29 protein-coding genes and 1 pseudogene are annotated in these 20,802 nt (G+C 46.9%); 18 read left to right on the top strand and 12 right to left on the bottom strand.

The genetic code is table 11. The annotated features are described in order from the left end of the window. Positions 1 to 14: 14 nt before the first annotated feature. The 14 genes from rplX to Q7R76_01805 are packed head-to-tail and all read left to right on the top strand — an operon-like array spanning position 15 to position 8,676. On the top strand, positions 15 to 392 hold the full coding sequence (rplX, locus tag Q7R76_01870) for a 50S ribosomal protein L24 (protein ID MDO8642320.1): 378 nt from the start codon (positions 15 to 17) through the stop codon (positions 390 to 392). A 20-nt stretch (positions 393 to 412) separates the two neighbouring features. Further along, positions 413 to 1,132, top strand: coding sequence for a hypothetical protein (locus Q7R76_01865; GenBank protein MDO8642319.1), 720 nt, complete (start codon positions 413 to 415; stop codon positions 1,130 to 1,132). Then, positions 1,125 to 1,640 carry a 50S ribosomal protein L5 gene (locus Q7R76_01860; protein ID MDO8642318.1) on the top strand — a complete coding sequence of 172 codons (516 nt, stop codon included), beginning with the start codon at positions 1,125 to 1,127 and terminating at the stop codon, positions 1,638 to 1,640. Before Q7R76_01865 ends, Q7R76_01860 begins: the two co-directional genes overlap by 8 nt. Positions 1,641 to 1,687: 47 nt before the next feature. Next, positions 1,688 to 1,867: a 30S ribosomal protein S14 gene (locus Q7R76_01855; GenBank protein ID MDO8642317.1), complete on the top strand. Its 180-nt coding sequence runs from the start codon at positions 1,688 to 1,690 to the stop codon at positions 1,865 to 1,867. 15 nt (positions 1,868 to 1,882) lie between these two features. Further along, on the top strand, positions 1,883 to 2,272 hold the full coding sequence (locus Q7R76_01850) for a 30S ribosomal protein S8 (protein MDO8642316.1): 390 nt from the start codon (positions 1,883 to 1,885) through the stop codon (positions 2,270 to 2,272). Positions 2,273 to 2,294: 22 nt separating this feature from the next. Next, positions 2,295 to 2,846, top strand: a complete 552-nt coding sequence (locus Q7R76_01845; protein MDO8642315.1) for a 50S ribosomal protein L6 — start codon at positions 2,295 to 2,297, stop codon at positions 2,844 to 2,846. A 45-nt stretch (positions 2,847 to 2,891) separates the two neighbouring features. Then, complete coding sequence (locus tag Q7R76_01840; GenBank protein MDO8642314.1) at positions 2,892 to 3,482, top strand: eL32 family ribosomal protein; 591 nt, start codon at positions 2,892 to 2,894, stop codon at positions 3,480 to 3,482. Positions 3,483 to 3,491: 9 nt separating this feature from the next. After that, complete coding sequence (locus Q7R76_01835; GenBank protein ID MDO8642313.1) at positions 3,492 to 3,983, top strand: 50S ribosomal protein L19e; 492 nt, start codon at positions 3,492 to 3,494, stop codon at positions 3,981 to 3,983. A gap of 35 nt (positions 3,984 to 4,018) precedes the next feature. Further along, positions 4,019 to 4,597 (top strand): 50S ribosomal protein L18, encoded by a 579-nt coding sequence (locus Q7R76_01830; GenBank protein ID MDO8642312.1) that lies wholly within the window; start codon positions 4,019 to 4,021, stop codon positions 4,595 to 4,597. Between the two features lie 21 nt (positions 4,598 to 4,618). Further along, on the top strand, positions 4,619 to 5,524 hold the full coding sequence (rpsE, locus tag Q7R76_01825) for a 30S ribosomal protein S5 (protein ID MDO8642311.1): 906 nt from the start codon (positions 4,619 to 4,621) through the stop codon (positions 5,522 to 5,524). 35 nt (positions 5,525 to 5,559) lie between these two features. Continuing rightward, positions 5,560 to 5,931, top strand: a complete 372-nt coding sequence (locus Q7R76_01820; GenBank protein MDO8642310.1) for an uL30 family ribosomal protein — start codon at positions 5,560 to 5,562, stop codon at positions 5,929 to 5,931. 27 nt (positions 5,932 to 5,958) lie between these two features. After that, positions 5,959 to 6,447 carry an uL15 family ribosomal protein gene (locus Q7R76_01815; protein MDO8642309.1) on the top strand — a complete coding sequence of 163 codons (489 nt, stop codon included), beginning with the start codon at positions 5,959 to 5,961 and terminating at the stop codon, positions 6,445 to 6,447. Positions 6,448 to 6,487: 40 nt separating this feature from the next. Next, positions 6,488 to 7,897, top strand: coding sequence for a preprotein translocase subunit SecY (gene secY, locus Q7R76_01810; protein MDO8642308.1), 1,410 nt, complete (start codon positions 6,488 to 6,490; stop codon positions 7,895 to 7,897). A gap of 2 nt (positions 7,898 to 7,899) precedes the next feature. After that, positions 7,900 to 8,676 carry an EMC3/TMCO1 family protein gene (locus Q7R76_01805; protein MDO8642307.1) on the top strand — a complete coding sequence of 259 codons (777 nt, stop codon included), beginning with the start codon at positions 7,900 to 7,902 and terminating at the stop codon, positions 8,674 to 8,676. A gap of 13 nt (positions 8,677 to 8,689) precedes the next feature. Here the strand turns inward: Q7R76_01805 and Q7R76_01800 are convergent, their stop codons facing one another. Continuing rightward, positions 8,690 to 9,175, bottom strand: coding sequence for a hypothetical protein (locus tag Q7R76_01800; protein ID MDO8642306.1), 486 nt, complete (start codon positions 9,173 to 9,175; stop codon positions 8,690 to 8,692). A 59-nt stretch (positions 9,176 to 9,234) separates the two neighbouring features. Then, positions 9,235 to 9,639: a Holliday junction resolvase Hjc gene (hjc, locus tag Q7R76_01795; GenBank protein MDO8642305.1), complete on the bottom strand. Its 405-nt coding sequence runs from the start codon at positions 9,637 to 9,639 to the stop codon at positions 9,235 to 9,237. Between the two features lie 96 nt (positions 9,640 to 9,735). Between hjc and Q7R76_01790 the strand changes: the two genes are divergently transcribed. Then, positions 9,736 to 9,948: an NFYB/HAP3 family transcription factor subunit gene (locus tag Q7R76_01790; GenBank protein ID MDO8642304.1), complete on the top strand. Its 213-nt coding sequence runs from the start codon at positions 9,736 to 9,738 to the stop codon at positions 9,946 to 9,948. Positions 9,949 to 9,992: 44 nt separating this feature from the next. On the opposite strand, the gene Q7R76_01785 is transcribed toward Q7R76_01790, so the two are convergent. Together Q7R76_01785 and rnz are read right to left on the bottom strand one after the other, a co-directional pair. Beyond that, the gene (locus tag Q7R76_01785) at positions 9,993 to 10,142 is read right to left on the bottom strand and encodes a hypothetical protein (protein ID MDO8642303.1); all 150 of its coding nucleotides are present in this window, start codon (positions 10,140 to 10,142) and stop codon (positions 9,993 to 9,995) included. A gap of 44 nt (positions 10,143 to 10,186) precedes the next feature. Beyond that, the gene (gene rnz / locus Q7R76_01780; protein MDO8642302.1) at positions 10,187 to 11,095 is read right to left on the bottom strand and encodes a ribonuclease Z; all 909 of its coding nucleotides are present in this window, start codon (positions 11,093 to 11,095) and stop codon (positions 10,187 to 10,189) included. Positions 11,096 to 11,159: 64 nt separating this feature from the next. Here rnz and Q7R76_01775 point away from each other — a divergent pair, with 64 nt between their 5' ends. After that, positions 11,160 to 11,612, top strand: a complete 453-nt coding sequence (locus tag Q7R76_01775; GenBank protein ID MDO8642301.1) for a multiprotein bridging factor aMBF1 — start codon at positions 11,160 to 11,162, stop codon at positions 11,610 to 11,612. 36 nt (positions 11,613 to 11,648) lie between these two features. Here Q7R76_01775 and Q7R76_01770 read toward each other — a convergent pair whose 3' ends face one another. From Q7R76_01770 to Q7R76_01755, 4 genes are read right to left on the bottom strand one after another with little or no spacing between them, the layout of a single operon-like run. Then, on the bottom strand, positions 11,649 to 12,347 hold the full coding sequence (locus Q7R76_01770) for a thioredoxin family protein (GenBank protein ID MDO8642300.1): 699 nt from the start codon (positions 12,345 to 12,347) through the stop codon (positions 11,649 to 11,651). 23 nt (positions 12,348 to 12,370) lie between these two features. Continuing rightward, positions 12,371 to 13,648 carry a glycosyltransferase gene (locus Q7R76_01765; GenBank protein ID MDO8642299.1) on the bottom strand — a complete coding sequence of 426 codons (1,278 nt, stop codon included), beginning with the start codon at positions 13,646 to 13,648 and terminating at the stop codon, positions 12,371 to 12,373. 51 nt (positions 13,649 to 13,699) lie between these two features. Next, entirely contained in the window at positions 13,700 to 15,127 is a 1,428-nt protein-coding gene (locus Q7R76_01760; protein ID MDO8642298.1) for a hypothetical protein, read from the bottom strand. Positions 15,128 to 15,135: 8 nt separating this feature from the next. Beyond that, positions 15,136 to 16,659, bottom strand: coding sequence for a glycosyltransferase family 39 protein (locus Q7R76_01755; protein MDO8642297.1), 1,524 nt, complete (start codon positions 16,657 to 16,659; stop codon positions 15,136 to 15,138). 72 nt (positions 16,660 to 16,731) lie between these two features. On the opposite strand from Q7R76_01755, the gene radB reads away from it, so the two are divergent. Continuing rightward, positions 16,732 to 17,466 (top strand): DNA repair and recombination protein RadB, encoded by a 735-nt coding sequence (gene radB, locus Q7R76_01750; protein MDO8642296.1) that lies wholly within the window; start codon positions 16,732 to 16,734, stop codon positions 17,464 to 17,466. 48 nt (positions 17,467 to 17,514) lie between these two features. On the opposite strand, the gene rpsB is transcribed toward radB, so the two are convergent. The 4 genes and pseudogenes from rpsB to Q7R76_01730 all read right to left on the bottom strand — a co-directional run bounded on the left by rpsB (position 17,515) and on the right by Q7R76_01730 (position 20,348). Further along, positions 17,515 to 18,105, bottom strand: coding sequence for a 30S ribosomal protein S2 (rpsB, locus tag Q7R76_01745; protein ID MDO8642295.1), 591 nt, complete (start codon positions 18,103 to 18,105; stop codon positions 17,515 to 17,517). 358 nt (positions 18,106 to 18,463) lie between these two features. Further along, positions 18,464 to 18,643: pseudogene (locus Q7R76_01740) on the bottom strand (TRAM domain-containing protein). 251 nt (positions 18,644 to 18,894) lie between these two features. Next, positions 18,895 to 19,932 carry a DNA repair and recombination protein RadA gene (gene radA / locus Q7R76_01735; protein ID MDO8642294.1) on the bottom strand — a complete coding sequence of 346 codons (1,038 nt, stop codon included), beginning with the start codon at positions 19,930 to 19,932 and terminating at the stop codon, positions 18,895 to 18,897. Between the two features lie 68 nt (positions 19,933 to 20,000). Beyond that, positions 20,001 to 20,348: a hypothetical protein gene (locus tag Q7R76_01730; protein ID MDO8642293.1), complete on the bottom strand. Its 348-nt coding sequence runs from the start codon at positions 20,346 to 20,348 to the stop codon at positions 20,001 to 20,003. A 349-nt stretch (positions 20,349 to 20,697) separates the two neighbouring features. Between Q7R76_01730 and Q7R76_01725 the strand changes: the two genes are divergently transcribed. After that, positions 20,698 to 20,802: DNA-directed RNA polymerase (locus tag Q7R76_01725; protein MDO8642292.1), on the top strand; the 105-nt coding region annotated here is incomplete at its 3' end.

The following is a 20,802-nucleotide window of genomic DNA, read 5'->3' as shown; positions in this document are numbered from 1 at the left end:
ATGAGTGTAAGAACATGGAAAAAACCTGGTCATCGGCATGGAAGGCATCAACGAAGCCACGCAAGCAGCGTAAGTACCGTGCAAACCTGCCCCTGCACCTCCGGAAAAAACGCATGCAAAGCCCGCTCGCAAAGGAATTGAAAAAGAAGTATAACACCAACGCAGCAACCGTGCATCAAGGCGACACCGTGCGTGTGCTTCGCGGCTCAAGCAAAGGAAAAACGGGAAAGGTGGATCAGGTCAGTTACACAAAAGAGTGCGTGTACATAACCGGAATCAGCGTGACGCGCAAGGACGGCACCCAAAAACCACGAGGTGTCAATCCCTCAAAAATCCTCATCACTGAATTAAACCTGAGCGACAAGCGCCGGGAAGAACAATTGAAACACTAAAACAATAAGGAGAAAACGCAATGGTAAAATACCACCAAAAAAGTATATCAGCACCGAAATCATGGCCTCTTGTCCGCAAGAAAGAGGTATTCACGGTTCGTGCATTGCCCAGCGGCCAGCCTAAACAGTACGCACTCCCTATCGCCCTATTCATGAAAGGCATCATCAAATGTGCCAACACCCAAAAAGAAGTGAAGTACATCATCCATAACAAACAAGTACTTATCAATGGCAACAGAGTTCGCGATGAGAAAATTCCTGTCGGGCTGTTTGACGTTGTTGAAATTCCTGATTTGAAAGAGTGCTACCGCATGTTTCTTGATACGCATGGGCGCTTGATTGCCGTCAAAATTCCTGAAAAAGAAAAACAGCTCAACCTTGTACGAATTGTCGGCAAAAATGATGTTGACAAAAACAATTGCCAGATCAATGGCGACAATGGCAGAAACATTCTGGTCCCAAAAAAAGAAGCGGCCCAGTACCGCTGCGGCGACAGTGTACTGTTTAACCGCTCAACAAAAAAAATACAGGCTCACCTTCCGTTCAAAACAGGATGCACGCTGTTTTTCATCGGCGGCAAGTCGATGGGAATGGCGGCAACGCTTGATGCTGTTCGCGATGGAGTCATAGGATTTACCACACTGAAGGGCAAAGCAAAAGCAGAAACCGCGCAGCGGTACGCCGTGGTTATTGGCGCGGAAAAAACCGAAATAACACTCCCCGAGGAAACTCATGAATAATCCTATGCGCACACTCCGGATTGAGAAACTGACGCTGAATATAGGTGCAGGAAAGAATCAGGAAGTGCTCAAAAAAGGGCTGAAACTCCTCAAGAATATTACGAGCGGCACGCCGATAACAACGGTAACGCAGAAACGGTTGCCTGCATGGGGGCTCCGTCCTGGCCTGCCGATTGGCTGCAAAATAACGCTGCGCAAGAAAAAAGCAGTCGAGCTTCTGCCGCGCCTGCTTGAGGCAAAGACGAACGCGTTGGGGCTGCAGAATTTTGACGAGCATGGCAATGTGTCATTTGGCATTCACGAGTATATTGACATTGGTGGGATTAAGTATGACCCGGAAATTGGCATTATGGGTCTCCAGGTCTGCGTGACACTCGAACGGCCGGGCTTCCGCATCAAGCGGCGCTCGGACAAGAAATTAATTGGAAAAAAACACCGCATCACACGAGAAGAAGCTGTTGGTTTTTTCCAGAGCCAGTTTAAGGTGCGGATTGGTGACGAAGAATGACGTACAGTAATTACAAAAAGGTATTCAAACAGCTGAAGGCAAAGCCGATAAAGCTGAAAAAATACAAAAAGCATAATGCGCCCCGGACACGAAGCTGTGGCATTTCGCTCCACCGCTGCCGGCGATGCGGCCGCATTCGCGCTCACATAAACAAGTACGGGCTTGACCTGTGCCGACAATGCTTCCGCGAAGTTGCACGGAACCTTGGATTCAAAAAATACAATTAACGAATGGTGAACTGAATGCAAAACGATACTCTGGCCAGTGCGCTGGCAGCCATCAACAATGCTGAAAAAATCGGCAGGATGACCTGCACGATTCGCCCTGTTTCACGCATAATCAAAACGGTGCTTAAGATCATGCAGGAGAAGCACTACATTGGCTCGTGGGAAGAGAAGGCCGATGCTCGTGGTGGCAGCCTTGTCGTGCATTTACTCGGCAAGATAAATATTTGTGCCGCTATTAAGCCGCGCTTTCCAATCACAATGAAAGAATATGAAAAATTTGAGAAGCGTTTCCTCCCAGCGCGGGATTTCGGGATCATTATTGTTTCAACGAGCCAGGGAATGATGAGCCATGCCGATGCAAAAACAAAGCGCCTCGGCGGAAAAATGGTCTCCTACTGTTACTAAATGTTACTAAAAACAAACAACCATGAAAAAAACAACCCTTACCACGGAACTGGACATTCCTGCAGGTATTACTGCGCAGGTTGCACACGAATCGCGCGTCACGGTCAAAGGACCGAAGGGAGAAATTACCCGTGAATGGAAACACCCGTACATCAAGATACGCAGTGAGAACAACAAGGTTATTATTCACAGCAGCCAGGCGACGGCGCGCGAAAAGAAAATGATAAACACGATCGACTCACACATTGCAAACATGCTGCGGGGAGCAGCCGAAGGCCACGAGTACCGGCTCAAGATATGCTCAGGCCATTTTCCCATGACTGTTACTGCAGGAGCAACTGAATTCAGTGTCAAAAACTTTTTGGGTGAAAAAAACCCACGCATACTGAAATTTGATTCATCCATCAAAGTAAAGGTAGAGGGGCAGGAAGTAGTTGTTGAGGGAGCCGCAATCGAACCGGTAAGCCAATGCGCAGCAAACATTGAAAAACTCACTGTTGTAAAAAATCGTGACCGCCGCATCTTTCAAGACGGTATTTACATAACGACAAAAGATGGAAAAGCGATTGAATAAAAACAAAAAAAGTAGAAACGAAAAATAAAAACGCACAAACAAACCATGGCAGACATCAAAAAACTGTTGGAAACAAGAAAGCGGCTGAAACTGCGTAAGCCCTTTTTCCTGCGGCAGGATAAAAAAAGAAAGACGCGCGTGAAGGGAAAATGGCGGCGTGCACGCGGCCACCAATCGAAGATTCGTGAAAAAAGAAAGGGCCACATAAATCCTCCTTCAACTGGGTATGGCGCTCCTCGGGCAGTTAGTGGACGCGACCAAGCAGGTAGGATACCACTTGTTATTGAAAACATAAATGGACTTGCACGAGCAACAAAAGAGCACGTCGTGATTGTTGCCGCAGGAGTCGGCACTAAAAAAAGAGTGCAGCTTGTTGAAGCAGCCATGAAAAAAGGCCTTACGCTTTCACTCAAAAATCCTCAGAACTTCATCGCTGAAGTTGCTGCGGGAATGAAAAAACGCCAGGATGACCGCCGACTGCTTTTCTCTGAAAAAGAGAAAAAGAAGAAAGAAGGCGAACAAAAGGCAAAGGAAAAGGCGGCAGAAAAAAAAGATCCTGCTGAAGAAGTGAGTGAAGAAGAGCGAAAAAAACAAGAAAAAAAAGAAATTGACCAGATTTTAACGCACACAAACTAAGTGATACCCATGCATTTTACCGTCCAGCGCCGATTGGCAGCAGCAGTGTTGGGATGCTCCCCGAAAAAGGTCTGGTTTGACCCAGCCTATTTGGAAAAGATAAAGGAAGCAATCACCTCGGCTGATATCCGCGGCCTTATTGTTGCAGGCAAAATCCAGCAAAAGCCGGATGAGCCACGCTCACGCGGCCGCGCACGAAAGCGAAAATCCCAGCGCCAAAAAGGGCGGCAGAAAGGGTTTGGAAGCCGTCGAGGCAGGAAGACTGCGCGTACGCATCCCAAAGAAGCATGGATAAATAGGATCAGACTCCAACGCCTGTTTTTGAAAGAGCTGAAAGACTATGCACGCATTACTCAAGAAACATATCGAACCATGTACGGCCGCGCAAAGGGTGGTTCATACAGAAGCAAGCGCCACCTTGCGCTGTTTTTGGAAGAGAACAACCTGTTTATAAAAAAAGAGACAGCAAAAGAAAAAGAAGCAAAAAAAGTGAACAAATAAAGAAATAATGAATAAATAAAATACCGAGAAGCACCATGACCTCAAAAATACGAACCGTGCCGTACCGGCGCAAAGGAGCAGGGAAAACTGATTACCGGAGACGGCTCAAGCTCCTGAAATCGCGCACACCGCGCCTCGTGATTCGCGTATCGCTCAAGCACATTGCTGCGCAAGCAGTTTCATTTAGCCCGGAAGGCGACCGTGTCCTTGCATCAGCGCACACGCGCGAGCTTGCAGCGCATGGCTGGACCTATGGGAATACCAACCAGCCCGCAGCATACCTGCTGGGATTGCTCATGGGTGCAAAAGCAAAAAAGGCAAAAATAACCACACTCATTCCTGACCTTGGATTGGGAAAACCAGTCAAGAGATCCGTCTTGTATACTGTCGTCAAAGGAGTAAAAGATGCAGGCGTGCATGTGCCTGTTGCTGACGAAGTGCTGCCGGATGAGAAACGGGTGAATGGAGAGCATATCAGCGAGTATAGTAAAAAGATAAAAGCAGAACGATCACGCTATGAAAAACAGTTTTCCGGCTACATCAAAAAAGGGCTCAATCCTGAGGATATGCCGAAACGATGTCAAGAAATAAAAGCAAAATTGCTCAAACAATAATCAACTACTTATGTGAAACCTATGGCACGCACGAAGAAAGAACCAAAACAAGCACAACAAGCAGCTCCTGAAGCTGCGGCACCGGAAGACATAGTTGAGATACCGGAAATAACCGTGGAAAAGGAAAAAGAGCCAGCACCAGTCATTGTTGATCCTGAAGCTGCAATAGTCATTCCTGCAGCAAGCACCAAAGAAATAGAGTCATGGACGCCAAAAACAGAGATAGGCAAGAAAGTTAAAGCGGGCCAGCTTACTGACCTTAAACAAATTTTTGAGCAGGGCGGCAGAGTGCAGGAATCACAGATAATTGACGCACTCATGCCCGGCGCTGAAACAGACCTACTCCTCGTCGGCCAAGCAAAAGGGAAATTTGGCGGCGGACAGCGGCGTGTGTTTAAGCAAACCCAGAAAAAAACAATGGAAGGAAACAAGCCGAAATTTTCCGCGTACGCGGTTGTCGGCAACCGCAATGGATTTGTGGGCCTCGGCAAGGGCAAGGCAAAAGAGACCGTGCCTGCACGTGAAAAAGCATTTAGAAATGCACGCCTCAACATCCGCATGATTCGACGTGGCTGTGGCTCATGGCAATGCAATTGCCGCCAGCCGCACAGCGTACCGTATACGGTTGTCGGCAGCTGCGGCTCAGTCCGCGTCAAGCTCATCCCAGCGCCAAAAGGTAAAGGGCTCATCGCTGAAAAAGAGTGCCAGAAGATACTGCGGCTTGCAGGCATCAAGGATGTCTGGACCAAGACGTTTGGAAACGTTGGCACGAAGGCAAATCTCATCCTCGCCTGTATGGATGCGCTCGAGCAGCTTATGAAGACGAAAACACTGCCGGTGCATATTGAAACACTGGGCATTGTTGATGGCCCTGCAGGTGCGACTGGTGTATATGAAACACCTGCTGAACCCGCAGTGGTGGAATAAAAAAATAAAAGAACAAAAACAACGCAGGAATCCTCATGACAAAAGACGCATCATCCAAAGTGGTTGTCGTCCGCATCCGCGGCGATGTAAACCTGAACGGCCAGATACGTTCAACGCTCGACATGCTTCGCCTGCGCAAGAAACATGTGTGCGTCATCTACAATGACTCGCAGGTGCTTCGCGGTATGCTGAGAAAAGTGAAGGATTATGTCACGTGGGGAATCCCCGATGCAGAAACAGAAACGCTCCTACGCACAAAACGTGCTTCAAAGCATGAGAATGTGTTTTTCCTTGCGCCACCTCGCAAGGGACATGGAAGAAAAGGAATCAAACGAAGTTTTGTCGTTGGTGGGGCGCTGGGTGAGCGTCGTGAAAAGATTAACGAACTCCTGCAACGTATGATATGAAAATCAGAACATTATTGAGATGAAACAATGACGGTTAACAAACGAAGAAAAGTACGGGCATACCGCGGCAGCAAAGCGCATGGCGGCGGCTCAAAGAAAAAGCGGCGTGGCTCAGGCCACCGTGGCGGCGTTGGCCGTGCCGGCTCAGGAAAGCGTGCAGACCAAAAAAAGCCATCCATGCTTAAGTTGGGCATTGTCTTTGGCAAGCACGGATTCAAAAAGAAAAATAGATCTATCATTACTGCAGTCAACCTTGGCTGGATTGAAACCCACCTGCCAGCACTTCAGGCAGCAGGAACAGCGCAGGAAAAAGGCGGTGTTATTGAAGTTGACCTGAAAAAAGCAGGATACAATAAAGTGTTGAGCGCAGGGCATGTCACGAAAAAATGGGCATTAACGACAGAATATGCGTCAGCAAAAGTTCGTGAAAAAGTTGAAAAAGCCGGCGGAAAGCTTATCGTTCTTAATTCATCAGCAGATGCAGGCGGCGAATCTGCATCAGAAAAATCAGAATAGAAACAGAAGATTAAAAAAGGATAAACAGGTTAGTCCACCCATGTCATTCATCAAGACGCTTGCAGCATACCTCCCCGAGGTAGGTGGGCCTTCCCAACGAAAACTGGGATTTAAGGAAAAGATGAAATGGACACTGCTCACGCTGGTACTTTTCTTTGTGTTGGGTATGGTCAGCTTGTTTGGGCTCGGCGCAAATGCGCTGGAACAGTTTGAATTTTTATCCCTGATTCTCGGCGCAGAATTCGGCTCAATTATCTCACTGGGAATTGGCCCGCTGGTCACTGCATCTATCGTTATCCAGTTGCTGAACGGTTCCGGCCTGATAAAGTTTGACACAAGCACGCCGGAAGGAAAGAAAAACTTTCAGGCCGTGCAGAAATGTACAGCGATTTTTTTCGTTATCTTTGAAGCATGTATTTATGTTTTTATGGGCGGCCTTGCACCACCGGCACAACATGCAGGTACGGCACTTTATTTTTGGCTCGAGCTCTTGATTGTATTCCAGCTGTTTATCGGCGGCATGCTTATCATGTTTATGGATGAAGTGGTAAGCAAATGGGGCTTTGGCTCCGGTATTAGTTTGTTTATCGCTGCGGGTGTTGCCAAACAACTTTTTATCCGCCTATTTTCCCCATTTACGACGTCAGGATCAATGGGCTGGCCATTCGGCACTGAAGCACCGATTGGAAAATTATTGGAATTGTTCCACTCCTTGCTGACGGCAAACCCGGTCGGTGCGGCGCTTGCCTTGGCAACCATTGCAACAACTGCAGTCATTTTTTGTATGGCAGTGTATGGGCAATCAATGAAGGTTGAGATTCCACTTTCCTTTGGCCGTGTGCGCGGGCATGCAATCCGCTGGCCGCTCAATTTTATGTACACGAGCAACATTCCGGTTATTTTAATTGCAGCACTTCTGGCAAACATACAACTTTGGGCACGGCTACTCCAAAATTGGGGGCATCCATTTCTGGGCACGTTTGTGGGAAACAGCCCTGCAACAGGATTGGTCATGTGGCTGTCACCCCCGAACATTCTTGATGCAGTTATTAAGGGCACGGTAACCGGAGGATTAATTGCGGTTGCAGTATTTTATATCCTTATATTGATGATTGGCGCAACCATCTTTTCCTATTTTTGGGTGCAAACCTCAGGCATGGACGCGAACAGCCAGGCAAAGCAGATTCTAAAGTCAGGGCTTAGTATTCCTGGTTTCCGCCAGGACCCGCGAATTATGGAGCGTATCCTGCAAAGGTATATTGGACCATTAACAATTATGGGTGGCCTATCAATTGGATTCCTCGCCGGTGTTGCTGACGTTATGGGTGCGCTGGTCAACGGCACATCCTTGCTCCTCTCGATTATGATTGTGTATCGGCTGTATGAAGACATTGCAAAACAGCATATGTATGATATGCATCCGATGATGAAAAAAATGATGGACATCTAACAATGGTATTTGAAGCACTGGGAACAATGGTTGGAAGTATTCTTGACCCGGTACTTCTCCCCCTTCTGAAGCTCGGCCCGTTTTGGGCATTGTTTATCATTTCCCTGGTAATTTCAGCATTGACCACGCTGGTGTACAAACTTGTGACAAATCAGGAGCGTATGCGCGAAATCCGTGAAAAGACCAAGGCACTGCAAAAGGAGATTAAGGAAACAAGCAAAAAAGACCCCGCGAAGGCAATGGAACTGCAGAAAAAGTTGTTTGCGATGAGCAAGGAACAGATGATGGGTTCCTTCAAGCCCATGTTTATCACGCTTCTTCCACTCTTGATTATTTTTGGCTGGCTCAACACGAACTTAGGGTATGAGCCCTTGCAGCCAAATCAAGAATTTACGACCATCGTCACGTTTGAAAAAAATGTCAATGGCAACGTGTCAATTGAGGCACCCCAGCTTGATATTCTCGACGACAAAACGCAATCGGCCCATGATGATACTGCCCAGTGGCGCCTGAAAGGGCTGACTGGAACTTATGATGCCCAATACACATTCATGGGCAAAACATACACCCATACGTTCATCATCAAAGACCAGGGGAAAAAAGGATACCTGCAGCCGGTGAAGCGAGTGAGTGATGGCCTGATCAAGACCATTTCAGTTGACCTACAAAAGATTGAGGTCATGAATATTTTTGGATGGAAACTGGGTTGGCTGGGTGTTTATATTATGTTCTCGCTGATTTTCAGCATGAGCCTGAGAAAAGTGATGAATGTGTATTAGTTGAGGGATTAGTTTAATTCTCTGAATAGGTGTATTCAGGAATCATATAATGTGAGTTAGTATACGTTTCATTAAGATTGTGTGTGCAAGTATAATCGTAGCGAATCTCATGGGGCTTGATGCGATTAGTTCTGAAACCTTCAGAAAAAACATTTCCTTGGTAGGCAGGGGCAAAGTCGAGAGGGAGCAAAAAAACAGTGGAATTGAATGTTGTTCGGTTGTCATAAAATTCTTTGACAAAACAGGTTATTTCTCCTGGTGTCTTGGTGTAGAGGATGAACCAGAAGCCAAAAAATTTAGTAGCATTATGGGCCGGCCATGCAATAGGAAAAAGAGTGGTGTTGGTGGCGGATGGTAGCGTTGGGAGCTTTGCCCCCCAGAGCGTGCCGTGTGCCATAACGGTAAATGGTTCAGAAGAGTCGCATCCAGAAAAGAGAAAGGTCAGGAGAAGAATCAGGATGAAAAAGAGGAACCTATGCATCACATAATACGTCTTCATATGCCACGCAAAACAGGTCTGATTTAAAAAGTTTTTTCATTGAAGAGTTCAACGGAGTTTTATTTTTTAATTATCTCATCAAACAACAAGCCCTTGCGTTGGGCAGCAGCAAGCGTGACCACAAAATTCCCACCGTCCGTAGGATTCAGGTCTTCGATCGATACGAAGTACCATTCCGGTTTCAGACCGGGAGAAAATCGAATGGCAACCCACGGCTCTGCACCAAAAATAGTGGAAAAGGAGCGCAGGTCAGCGATTTCTTTGCCGGTAAAATATTGGGTTGGAACGCCAGGGGATTTGCATTCAATTGCCAATTTTCGCTCATGGTTGCCGACCAGCAAATCAGGGCATGGGTATTTGATGGCGCCGCTTGCCGGCGCACGCATGACGACGAAGCGTTCGGTTTTCCAAAAGAGGTGAAGCAGTTCACGCTCGGCCCTGGTTCCTTTTGCAGAAGTGTTCATCAAAAAAATAAGAGGGTATGGCTTTATTTTGTTTGTGGTTTTTGTTCAGGGTTTATGAGCGAAATGTTTATAAAGTACAGAACAGACCAAAATACCATGACAGAAAAAAAGCTCCTTCCGCTTGCAGCCATGGAAAAGCTCCTGAAACACTGCGGCGCTGGACGTGTTGCTGATTCTGCAAAACAGGCATTAAAAGAAGTTCTCGAAGCAAAAGCAGAAGAAATTGCCCGCCATGCTGCTCAACTGGCATCCCATGCCGGAAGAAAAACAGTCAAGGATGAAGACATAAAGCTTGCGGCAAAAAGATAAATATTTCTCTAAGAATAAAAAAATAATAAAAAGAGCTGGAGAAATCAAAAAACAATTTTAGTGATAACCCCGATAATAACCAGAAGCAGGCCAAGCAGGATAGTGTACCAGGCGCATTTCCGGCCAAGTGGCTCTGCCGCTATTTTTGCAGGAAGCGCATTCAGGAAGTCGTTTATTTCTTTTGTGGTTACCATGGGTCCCTCCAAAAACAGCATGAGTTGTGTAGTGATGACGAAGATTATAAGTTGAGATGCATAAAGTCGTAGGCGCATACCACATTCGGAAAATAGGTTTTCGCTTCCTCCTCGAATGCGTGAACGCTTTTGTAGCGTTGGGAAAAATGAGTGAGGATGAGTTTCTGTGCGTTTGCTTGGTTCGCAAGCATGCCTGCTTGGGCAGCAGTCATGTGGCAGTGCTCCTCTGCTTTTTCTGCATGCTCGCTTGTGTAGGTTGATTCGCTCACGAGAATATCGGCATCCTGCGCAAGCTCGAGCGCGCTGGCGCAGGGTGCTGTATCAGGAATGATGACGATTTTTTTTCCTTGCATGCGCTCGGTAACGGCATCGACTTCTATTTTTTTACCCTGATAGGTAATTGATTTTCCTTTTTGCAGCTGCTGGAGATGTGGGCCTTCAGGAATGCCGAGCTTGCGCACAGCGTCCATCATGACACGCCACCGGTCTTTCTGCACAAACGCGTAGCCAAGCGTGGGAATAGTGTGGTGCATTGGCGCAGCGAGGATACAAAAATCTTCTGATTCAAAAATAGGGGTTGCCTTGCGAGGCGTGTGCTCAAAAATAGTGAGGTCAATCCGCTGGTCAAAAACCGAACACTTGAGCAAATGCTCCATGTGCAGTTTTGTGCCCTTAGGGCCGTGGAGCTGGAGACGCACCTGTTCAGCACGCTTACCCAGAGTCTGGATGAGCCCGACGAGGCCGGCAATATGGTCGCCGTGCCAATGCGAGATAAAAATACGGGTGATTGAAAATCGGTTTATGCCGGCAATGTTCATCTGGCGCTGGGTGCCTTCACCGCAGTCAAACAGGATTCCTTCAGTGTCATATTTAAGGAAAACTGCCTGCACGTTCCGTTCTTTGGTCGGAACCATAGCTGATGTCCCGAGGAAAGTAAGCTCGATAAGCGCCATGGTAAAAAAGAAAGAGGAAACTTTTATAAATCTTGTTGAAATATCCCCTCGCGAGGTGGGGCGTATGCAATGTGAATTGTGTGGACAAGGTACAGAACTCGTCAAGGCACGCATAGAAGGTGTTGAGCTGGATGTCTGCCCAGCATGCGCTTTGTTTGGCACAGTTATCAGAAAAGCAGCACCAATGATGCACCAGGGGCATCAAGCGGCGCACCAGCATCACGCAGCATCGACAGAATCAGGAGAACGGCTGATCACGGGATTTGCAGAGACTGTTAGAAAACAAAGGGGAAAACTGGGCCTGACACAGGAGGCTTTTGCGCGTATGCTTGCCGAACGGGAATCAGTCGTGCAGAAAATGGAATCAGGAACGTATGTCCCGTCGCTTGAAGTCGCGCGGAAAATGGAGCGAATTCTGAAAATAAAACTAATTGAACAGGAAAAAGAAGAGGCAATCATCATGCCACAGGCGTCGAGCAGTGCGTACACGCTTGGCGATTTTCTGAAGAAGCGCTAATCTGCTCATCGACGATCATGCAAAACTATTGATCGTTTAATGAATACGTTGAACAGGAGTGGTATTCTTTTCGCTCTGATTCCCAAAGAGCAGTGATTCAAGCTCGTTCTTGTCTCGAAATCCTTCAATGACTTTTTGGTTGGCAACCAGTGTCGGCGCCTGTTTCACGCCAAAAATCCGCTTGATGGTCTGCAGCGCGGGGTTGGGAATGTTGAGGTCGAAAGAGTAAATCGTGAGGCTCGGATATTTTTTATGCAGGGTTGAAAGAACCGAGCCCTGCTGTTCGCAGATGTCGCAGTCACCAAGGTTGGAATAGAAATAGAGCACCGAGTCATAATTGGCATTGCAGCGATCTTTGGCAAGGCGAAGCAGGAGCCAGTGCCTGATTTCAAGCAAGGAGTAATATTCTTTGAGCGAAAGAACTTCCTTGTCATTTTTCCCCAGCTGGCCTTCCATGTAATCAAGCTTTGTTCCGACGTCAAACAACTCCTCGGTGAGTGTTGAATTGAACGAGGTGCAGGGAAATTCAGTGAGCAAAAGCGTCTGGAGCTCGGTGCCCAATGTCTGTGCATTCAGCTCTTTTTGGAGCCCTTCAATCTGGCTCAATTTTTTTGCAGTAAACTGATGGCCGATGAGAATGCCAAAAACAAAGACGAGCGTGGTTATGGCAAAAGCCGCGACATACATGCTGGAATGAAACTGTTTTTCTGGCGGTGCCCTCGGTGCTGGTGTCATAATGGAGGGGCATAAGAGGAGGATTATAAAGTTTGCGTCGTAGGTACCGTAGGCTGTGTCGCCTTTCCCCAAGTCACATGCTTCCGAAACGCCTTGGCATGGAACGCAATGCACCACCAAACGGCAAACACGATCCAGTACACGAACAGGTACAAAAGGTATGACGAAGAAATGCGCCGCTGCTCGCCTGAATGTTTTTTTGCGAGCCACACCACAAAGATGCCGGAACAGAGCGCAATAATCGCAAGAATCGTGAGCGGGTCAATGGTAATGAAAAACGAATCAAAATGGAACTGGAGCCAGGGAAGAATGTCAAAATTGATTGCATAGAGATTATGCACAAACGTGATGAAATGGTTGGCCATCTTGAAGCCAACATATCCCAAGAGGATAATGGCAAGAAAGATAGAAACAAATGCGCCGGGAAGAATGAACAGGCCGAGGTTGCCGTGCTTTGCACTGAAAAGCTCTTTGTAGTTGAGAACATTATTTAGGAAGCCAACATACCAGCGGCGGCGCTGGTGCACCAACGCGCGGAAGGTACGCGGACCAACAGTCCAGACCGATGCATCAATGGTGTTTTGAATGCGGTAGTGCTTGCTTTGAATACGCAGGGCAACTTCGATGTCTTCAGTGAGGTTATGCTCGTCATAGAGGCCATGGCGGTCAAAAAATGATTTGCGAAAAATCGTGAATGGCCCGGGAGTGACGTGGATACTGCCAAAATAGGCAAACACTTTGCGCAGGTACACACCGAGAAGGTATTCTACAGATTGTATTTTCTGCCAGAAAGTAGCAGGTTGATAAATTTTTAGGGAGGGGGTAACGGCCATGATCTGCGGATCATCAAAAAATCCGACCATCTTTTTGAGACTGGAGGAGTGCACAAAAGAATCTGCGTCCAACGCGCCGAAGAGCTCAGTGTTGCACATGCGCAGAGCGCGGTTCAGCGAATCTGCCTTGCCAGAATTTTTTTCCTTGCGGATAAGACTGATGAATGGTGCAGGCACGGCGCTGCAAAATTTTTCCGCAATCGCATAGGTCCCATCAGTACTTCCGTCATCCACCACCACAACACGAAGCTTGGCACGCGGATAGTCCAACTCAAGTAGGGATTTGAGAGTTGCAGCGATGGTGCGCTGCTCATTAAATGCAGGAACCGCAATGGTTACTGAAGGAAACCTTCGGGGTGGAGGAGCAGACAGATGGTGTTTGTTTTGAAAAAAACTCAGGAGAAACAATACTGAGGTATAGAGCCCAAAATAAGAGGTGATGTACAATAAAAGCATGCCCGGTGTCATGTCTAAACCTCAAACTGTATCTGTAACTCTGATCGGTATGATGAGTCACTTTTATGGGATCACTTCCCAGATCTCAAGAGACGGGGCTGCATAAATGTTTTTAAATGTTTCGCTGTCCCGCAGCAAGAACAAGAGACCCTCATCGGGATGGTCCCAGACACCGCCTGTTTTCATGTCTTTGGTGATCACAATGAAATTAATGTTGTTTCTCACCAGCACGGCAGATGTTTCATCGAGATTCCGGGAATGAAAGATGGTATCAGCATCCTTGAGCCGCCGCGCATGTAGTGGTTCGGAAAGCGACTCATCCAACAACACCGGCCGCTGGGCAAAATATTCAATGAAATATCCCATCTCCGGCACTGATAACACCACACTGTCTGACGGCGCGTATTCATCAAGAGAAACCAGTCCTGAAATCTGGTCAGCCAACGGGGAGGATTCTTTAAGCCGGGTAGCATAGGAAAGTGAGGAAAACAACAGGCCAAGAATGATGACGAAAAGAGTAATCTTGCCAACACTCCGGAAATGCCATGATGATTCCTTAAAGTAGGACAATGCTTTGCCGACGAAAAATGCTGCCGCACAGGCAAAATAGATAAGCAATTGAGGGTAGAGCACGATCGCCGGAGTCAGAAATAAAACAAGAAGGTACAGCGGAGCATATATTCTTTTTTCTTTCCACGCCACAACCAACCCAGTAAAAAAGAGGATGACAAAAAACAAGGAAAGGCCTGAAATGCTGCCGAAATCAGAAACCATCATATTAATAGTCAGGGGAACGATATGATATGGAACATAGAAAGGATGTTGGGCAACCAGTATCACGAGCAGAACGGAAAAAAGGGAAATGGTTGCAAGCACTTTTTTATGAAACATGTTGCATGAGAACAGATACAGACCAAGGAAAAAAAGAATCAGCAGTGCATGAAACAATGAAAAGGTCGCACTGAACAAAAGCAGCACTGCACCAAGAACAGGCAGGAAACGAGATGATGAAACAAATGCTGCCGCGCCGGCAAGGAGCACGGCAATGGCAAACGCATCAGAACCGGCAACAGTAAAGGTGAAGAGAAATGCGGGAGAAAGAAGAAGTGCGAGCAGTGCCATATTTTTTGTTACCCCACCAACACCAAAAACTGAAAAGAGATAGGAAATAAGCAGCAAAGAAACCAATCCACAGAGTAGAGGGATAATGATGATGCCTGCTTTCAAAAGTCCATGATTGCCTTGCGAAACAAAAGCCAAAAGATAATGAAAGGGGTGTACAGGTATGGTTCGCCCGGTAAGTGCGGGTGCAGTACCATCGTGAAGCTGCTGGACAAGCAGCAGGTGAATATATGGTTGGCTACCAAGAGGAAATGTCTGCAAGGGAGTGGTGTGTTGGGTAAAAAAAAAGCGCATGCCGAGGGGAAGCAGCAAAAGTGCAAGGGCGATGCCTCCAATGAAAAGAGCCATGCGATGGGAAGGATTTATCATAGAGCACCTCAAGCAAGCTTGCATTTGCTTTCATAAATTGTTACTGCGCTATTTGAAAACACGGTTCCAAAACAGCGCTCGTCGGCAATAAATGCAGGGTCATCCGGAAAGGTAGCACGCATACGCTCGGTAACAAGGACATAATCAACATGATAAGCATTCAAAAGTTTTATTGCTTCTGTTTCATAGTGCGTTGTGTAGATAGTAGTGACATCTTCAAATATTTTGTCGCTGTCCTTGATACGGAGAAAGTTTGTGTCAATGACATTCTTGCGATGCGCAAGCGCAGTCACAAAATGGCCTTCCTGAGGTGAGCTTAACACGACTGAGTCTTCTGGAGTTGTGTTTTTGAGCCAGATGTACCCATAGAGCTCTTGTGGTGAAAGCGCATCATGCACTGAACGCCGGGCATAGACGAGTGAGGGAAGAACTGAAGATGAAACGACAACGAAAAAGAGGCATACTCCGATGATTTTTGTGTGGTGGGCAAAGCGTGTTTTTTTGAGATAGTCAAAAATGTGAAGGTAAAATTCAGAAAAAAGAATGCTCATAATGGTGCCCAATGATATCAATCCCAGTTCAACTTTGATAAATTTGAGCCAGAGCAGAATAAATGTGGCAAGCGCAAATGAAGTGAGGAAAGTTATTTTTTTGTTTTTTTCTGTGTAGAAGGTATGGTAAAAAACAGCATAGGCGCCGTAGAGGAGTGGAATGAGTCCGATGAAGTACAATGCTGAAGAAAGGCTGATGTCTTTAAAATAGGTTGCAAAAATGTGGTGCGGCACGTTCTGCCATATGACACTTATGCCATTCTGCAGCAATGCATCCTTGTAAATGAGCAGTTGTGTCCAGAGGAACAAGAAGATAGAAAAAATGCCGATTTCAATTTCTGCGCGGCTCGCGGAAAGGTCATTCACTTTGAGCAAGATGAGGTAGATAATCCACGAAACAATGAACAGTGCGCCGAGATAGTGTGTCAGCGAAAGCAGGAAAAAAAGCCCCATAAAGAGGAAGGTTGAACGCTGTTTTTCAATTGATAAGTAGAGATACACAATAAGAAAGAGCAGAGGAAAAACAAATGAGGCGATTGAAAAAGTATTGAGCGTGGTCACAAAAAAAACAGGAATAAAGCTGCCGACAAACGCAGAGAACAGTGCAGGATGTTCGTCGCCGGTTATTTTTTTGGTTATGCCATAAATAAGGATGAGCAGGCTTGTTGCACTGAGATTAAGCAAGATCTTTCCCACAAACCACGGCGGAAATACCATGCTGAACAGAGAAACAACATAATAAAAAAAGGGTGCAAAGACATAGTCTCTGCCACCAAAACTCAGTGGATCATGGTAGAGTGGAATACCAGTATTGGTGATAGAATCGATCTGGCGGAGCGTGAAATATGCTTCCTCGCCGCTGAAATTGTCTGCCTGAAGACTAAGCACCACACGGATGGAAAACACTGTGAAAAAGAGCGCAATGAGAAGCCAAGGAAAAATCCGGTGTGATGACGATGAAGAGGATGAAACCCGTGCCATGCCCTCTTTAATTCTGTTGCATTATAAATAGGTTTAGAAAAACATTTAAAACCATCAGCCACCCCGCACGATATGCAGGATTGGTGTTCGACAGGGCATGAGCTCTTGGATAAGGCACTCGGCGGGGGCTACGAGAGTGAAGTGGTCACCACGCTCTACGGACCATCCGGCTCTGGTAAGACAAACCTCTGTATGGTTGCCCTTGCGGCAACCGTTCTCAACGGAAAAAAAGCAGTGTTTATCGACCCCGAAGGAGGATTCTCTATCACGCGACTCAGCCAGATACTGCCTGATTTCAAAAAGTATCTTGACCAGGTATTGCTCCTGAAACCGATGAATTTTGAGGAACAGAAAAAGTCTTTTGAAAAATTGAAGCGGCTGGTTGAAGCAAACGACACGAACATTGGTATCATTATTATTGACAGCATTTCCATGCTCTACCGACTGGAGATGGGAAAGGAAAATGATTTCAGCAACACCAATCGTGAATTGAGCGCCCAGATTGCCACGCTTACGGAGATTGCACGACGGAAAAATATTCCGGTGCTCGTGACCAGCCAAGTGTACAGCTCATTCGACGAGCGCGACCGAGTGAACATGGTTGGTGGAGACATTCTCAAGTATGGCAGCAAATGCCTTATCGAATTGGAAAAGTATGCATCCGGTGTGCGTGCAGCAATTATCCGCAAGCATCGCTCACAACCTGAAGGAAAAGCTGCGCTGTTTCGCATTGTTGAACAGGGCATTGAAGCAGCTGAGGTGCCAGCAGCTGCACCATCGGAAAAGAGAGAGAACGAAGAAAAATAAAAAAATGATATCTAAAAAAGATAAAATAAATTAAAATATAAAAATAAATTATTCTTCAGCGAAATCAGTCAGCGGCATGGTTAATTCTCCCTTACCGGTGCGCTTGAGATATTCGCGGGCAAGAATCCAGAAAAACAAGCCAAGAGACTTCTTTCCCTTGTTGTTGCAGGGCACCACAAAATCAATACAATTTGCCTGATTGTTGGTGTCGCAGAGCGCAACAATGGGAATACCCATTTTCAATGCATCTTGGACTGCGTTGCGGTCAGGCCATGTGTCAGTCACCAGCAGAATTTTCGGTTGGATGAATGTTTCGAGCTGAAGGTTGGTCAGGATGCCAGGCGGGTACCGTCCAGGAAAGACTGTTGCACCAACTGCCTTGCCGAATGCCTTGACCGGCTTCCAGCCATTTTCACGCTTGCTCACGACCAGAATGTCCTGCGGATGATATTTTGCAAGCAGGTTGGCACAGAGGTCAATCCGCTCGTCAATCTTCTGTAGGTTCAGCACGAACAGGCCATCTGGGCGCGATTTGTAAATAAATCTTTCGAGGTATTTTGTCTTGAATTTGGTGCCGATGTGAATGCCTGCTTTGAGGTATTCGTCAACGGGCACGAGCATTGATTTTTGGTCAGCCATAGTTTCACCAGAGTACGCAAAAGAAGTCCAATTCTTTTGCCGTTTTTATTATCGCCCAAAACAGCGGTTCAAACAGTCCTGACTTTTGTCAGCCAACCTGTTTGACGGGCTTTAGAAGGGGAAAACAGGAGGAGATATTTAAAGGTTACTGATGATGAGTTGATGGTGTCGAATGAATTTATTAAAAAAGAGAAAGAAAAAGAAATATAAAAATTTATTCAATCTGTTCCATTGGTTCGGACTCTTCTTCCTCGCCAAATTCTTCAGATGCTTCAGGCTGTTCATCAGCAGTGCTGTTGCCATTGCCCTGCGCAGGAGCTTGAACTTCCTCCTTGGCAGGTGCTGCACCTGCTTCGCCGATTTTTTCAGCAAAGCCGACTTTACGGAGAACTTTGGTAACACGCACCTTGATGCGCTCTCCTTCATGGGTATTCGGCACGAAGAGGACAAAGCCATCCTTCTTTGCAATGCCGTCGCCCTTTTCTCCGACTGCTTCGATAGTTACATCGAGTTCATCGCCGACTTTTACCGGAACGCTGCCGAAATCTCGGTCAAAGCTGCGCTCACCGCCGCCGAATCTGCTGCGGCCGCCTCCGCCGCCACCGTAGCCACCGCCACCACCGTAGCTACTACCACCACTACCACTGGATCGTCTTTCACCGTATGCCATATGTAATTCACCTGTGTATTTAAACCAGCACGGGTAAGCCCATGCCTTGATTTTTTAAAATTTCCTGCACTATATAAAGATATAGTTTTTAGGGCGTGAAAAAAAGAAAAAAAAGAAATTTAGACCTTGATGTCTTTCAGGCCTTCTCCGGTGACATAAAAGCCGCATTCGCCTTCAGGCCTGTCCGGGCTGTCAACAAGTTTCGCAACTCTGCTGCCTTTCTTGCCCTTGCGCAAGTACAAGCGGTAGGTTGAAGCGTGACCCACAATGTGGCCACCGATTGCTTGAGTTGGGTCACCGAAGAACACATCCGGCTTTGACATGACTTGATTGGTCACATAGACACACAGGTTGCAGGTGTCTGCAAGTTTCAGCAGGACGTGCATATGCTTGTTAAGTTTCTGCTGGCGTTCGGCAAGCGTTCCCCTTCCGATAAATTCTGCACGAAAGTGTGCAGTCAAGGAGTCGACGATCACCAACCGTACGTTTAGATTTTTGTCTTGGATGAGCTCCTCAACTTTTTCAGCCAAAATCATCTGATGGTCAGAGTTGTATGCCCGAGCCACTTTGATGTTGCCGAGCACTTTTGTTGCGTCAAGACCTGCTGCTTCTGCAAGCTGTTTCACGCGCTCTGGCCGAAACGTGTTTTCAGTGTCGATGTACACAACCACAGCAGTCGGATCCTGCTTTTGTGCGTTGATGGTGAGGATATTTGCAATCTGGGTTTTTCCCGAGCCAAACTCGCCATAGCATTCAGTAATGGAGCCGGTTTCAAACCCGCCGCCCATGAGCGCATCAAAACTCGCGCTGCCAGTTGAAATTCGTATCACTCGTTCTCTTTTTTTGAGGAGGTCATCGCCGGATTCAAAGCCCATGTCGAGGCTGTTGCGCGCAGCGTTGATTATTTTCCGCGCCGCTTGTTCAGTCATGCCGGTTGCTTGTACTAATTCGCCGGGTGTTGCAACAGCGATTGCCATTTGGTCGCCGAACCCACACTCTTTTAGCTTTTGTGCGGTTGCCGCTCCGACCCCAGGCAGGTCTTCGAGCATAAATTTTTTCAGCGCATTTACAGGCATTTTAATTTCTATCATCTCTTCTGCTTGTTGCGTTTCCTCTTCCATCGGTTCCTCTTCTTGATGTACCATTTTCAGTGCCATAAGTATCCCTCGTTTGTTTTTTAATGTTGTGTATATAAGTGTATGAAAACAAAAAAAAGAATTTTCGGTTATGCTGCGCCGCTTAAGGCGATAAACTCGTACGCTTTTTCAAGCACGAGAAGCGCCTTGGGCAGATCGTTCATGCGCAACGAATTGGTTGTTTTCCAGTTGCCTTGCTGGTCTTTGTACGACCGCTCAAAGCTCACACTGCGATATTCGAACTGCTCGTTGCTTTGGTTGCCTTTACCAGCGTTCTTCCACACGGTTGCGCTTACTGCGCCAGCGCGGAATTTCTTTTCCGGATGGTTCGGATGGCTCTTGGGCTCTGCTCCGTAGATCGGAACAGCGCTTGCCGTGCTCGCTACGCTCTGTACGTAGGGTTGTTGGTATGTCTGGTTCTGTTGGTTTTGGTTCATGGTTTATTCCTCCTTTCCTTTCGGTTCTTGTTTCAACGCCTTGCGGCGGGAGGGTGGTGCCGTTGGGCACTGCACATGCGTAAAAAGAATACGGGTGAAGGAGGTTTATATACCTCACGCGCATCTGTCCAGTGTCCAGTGGTACACTGTTTTTGGCTTATGGCTTGTGGTTTGGGGTTTTAATGCAGAATTGGCATGTCCAGTGGTTATGGATACGTGCCGCGCTGCAGGGAAAATAGGGCAGTACGCCACAAAAAAAGCGTAGGTTTATAAACCCCTGCTTGTTTTTGGGAGTTTAGAACATACCAGAAACTCTAAAAGAGTTCGGCATGTATTGGAGGAATATAATATGGGAGATTTTAACCGAGGCGGACGAAGTAACTTCGACGGACCGCGAGAAATGCACACCGCAACCTGCGCAGACTGTGGCAAGGAATGTCAAGTTCCTTTCAAG

The organism is Candidatus Woesearchaeota archaeon, assembly GCA_030651375.1.
GTDB lineage: Archaea > Nanobdellota > Nanobdellia > Woesearchaeales > UBA12501 > JAUSFM01.
This window is presented reverse-complemented; position numbering and strand designations above follow the sequence as displayed.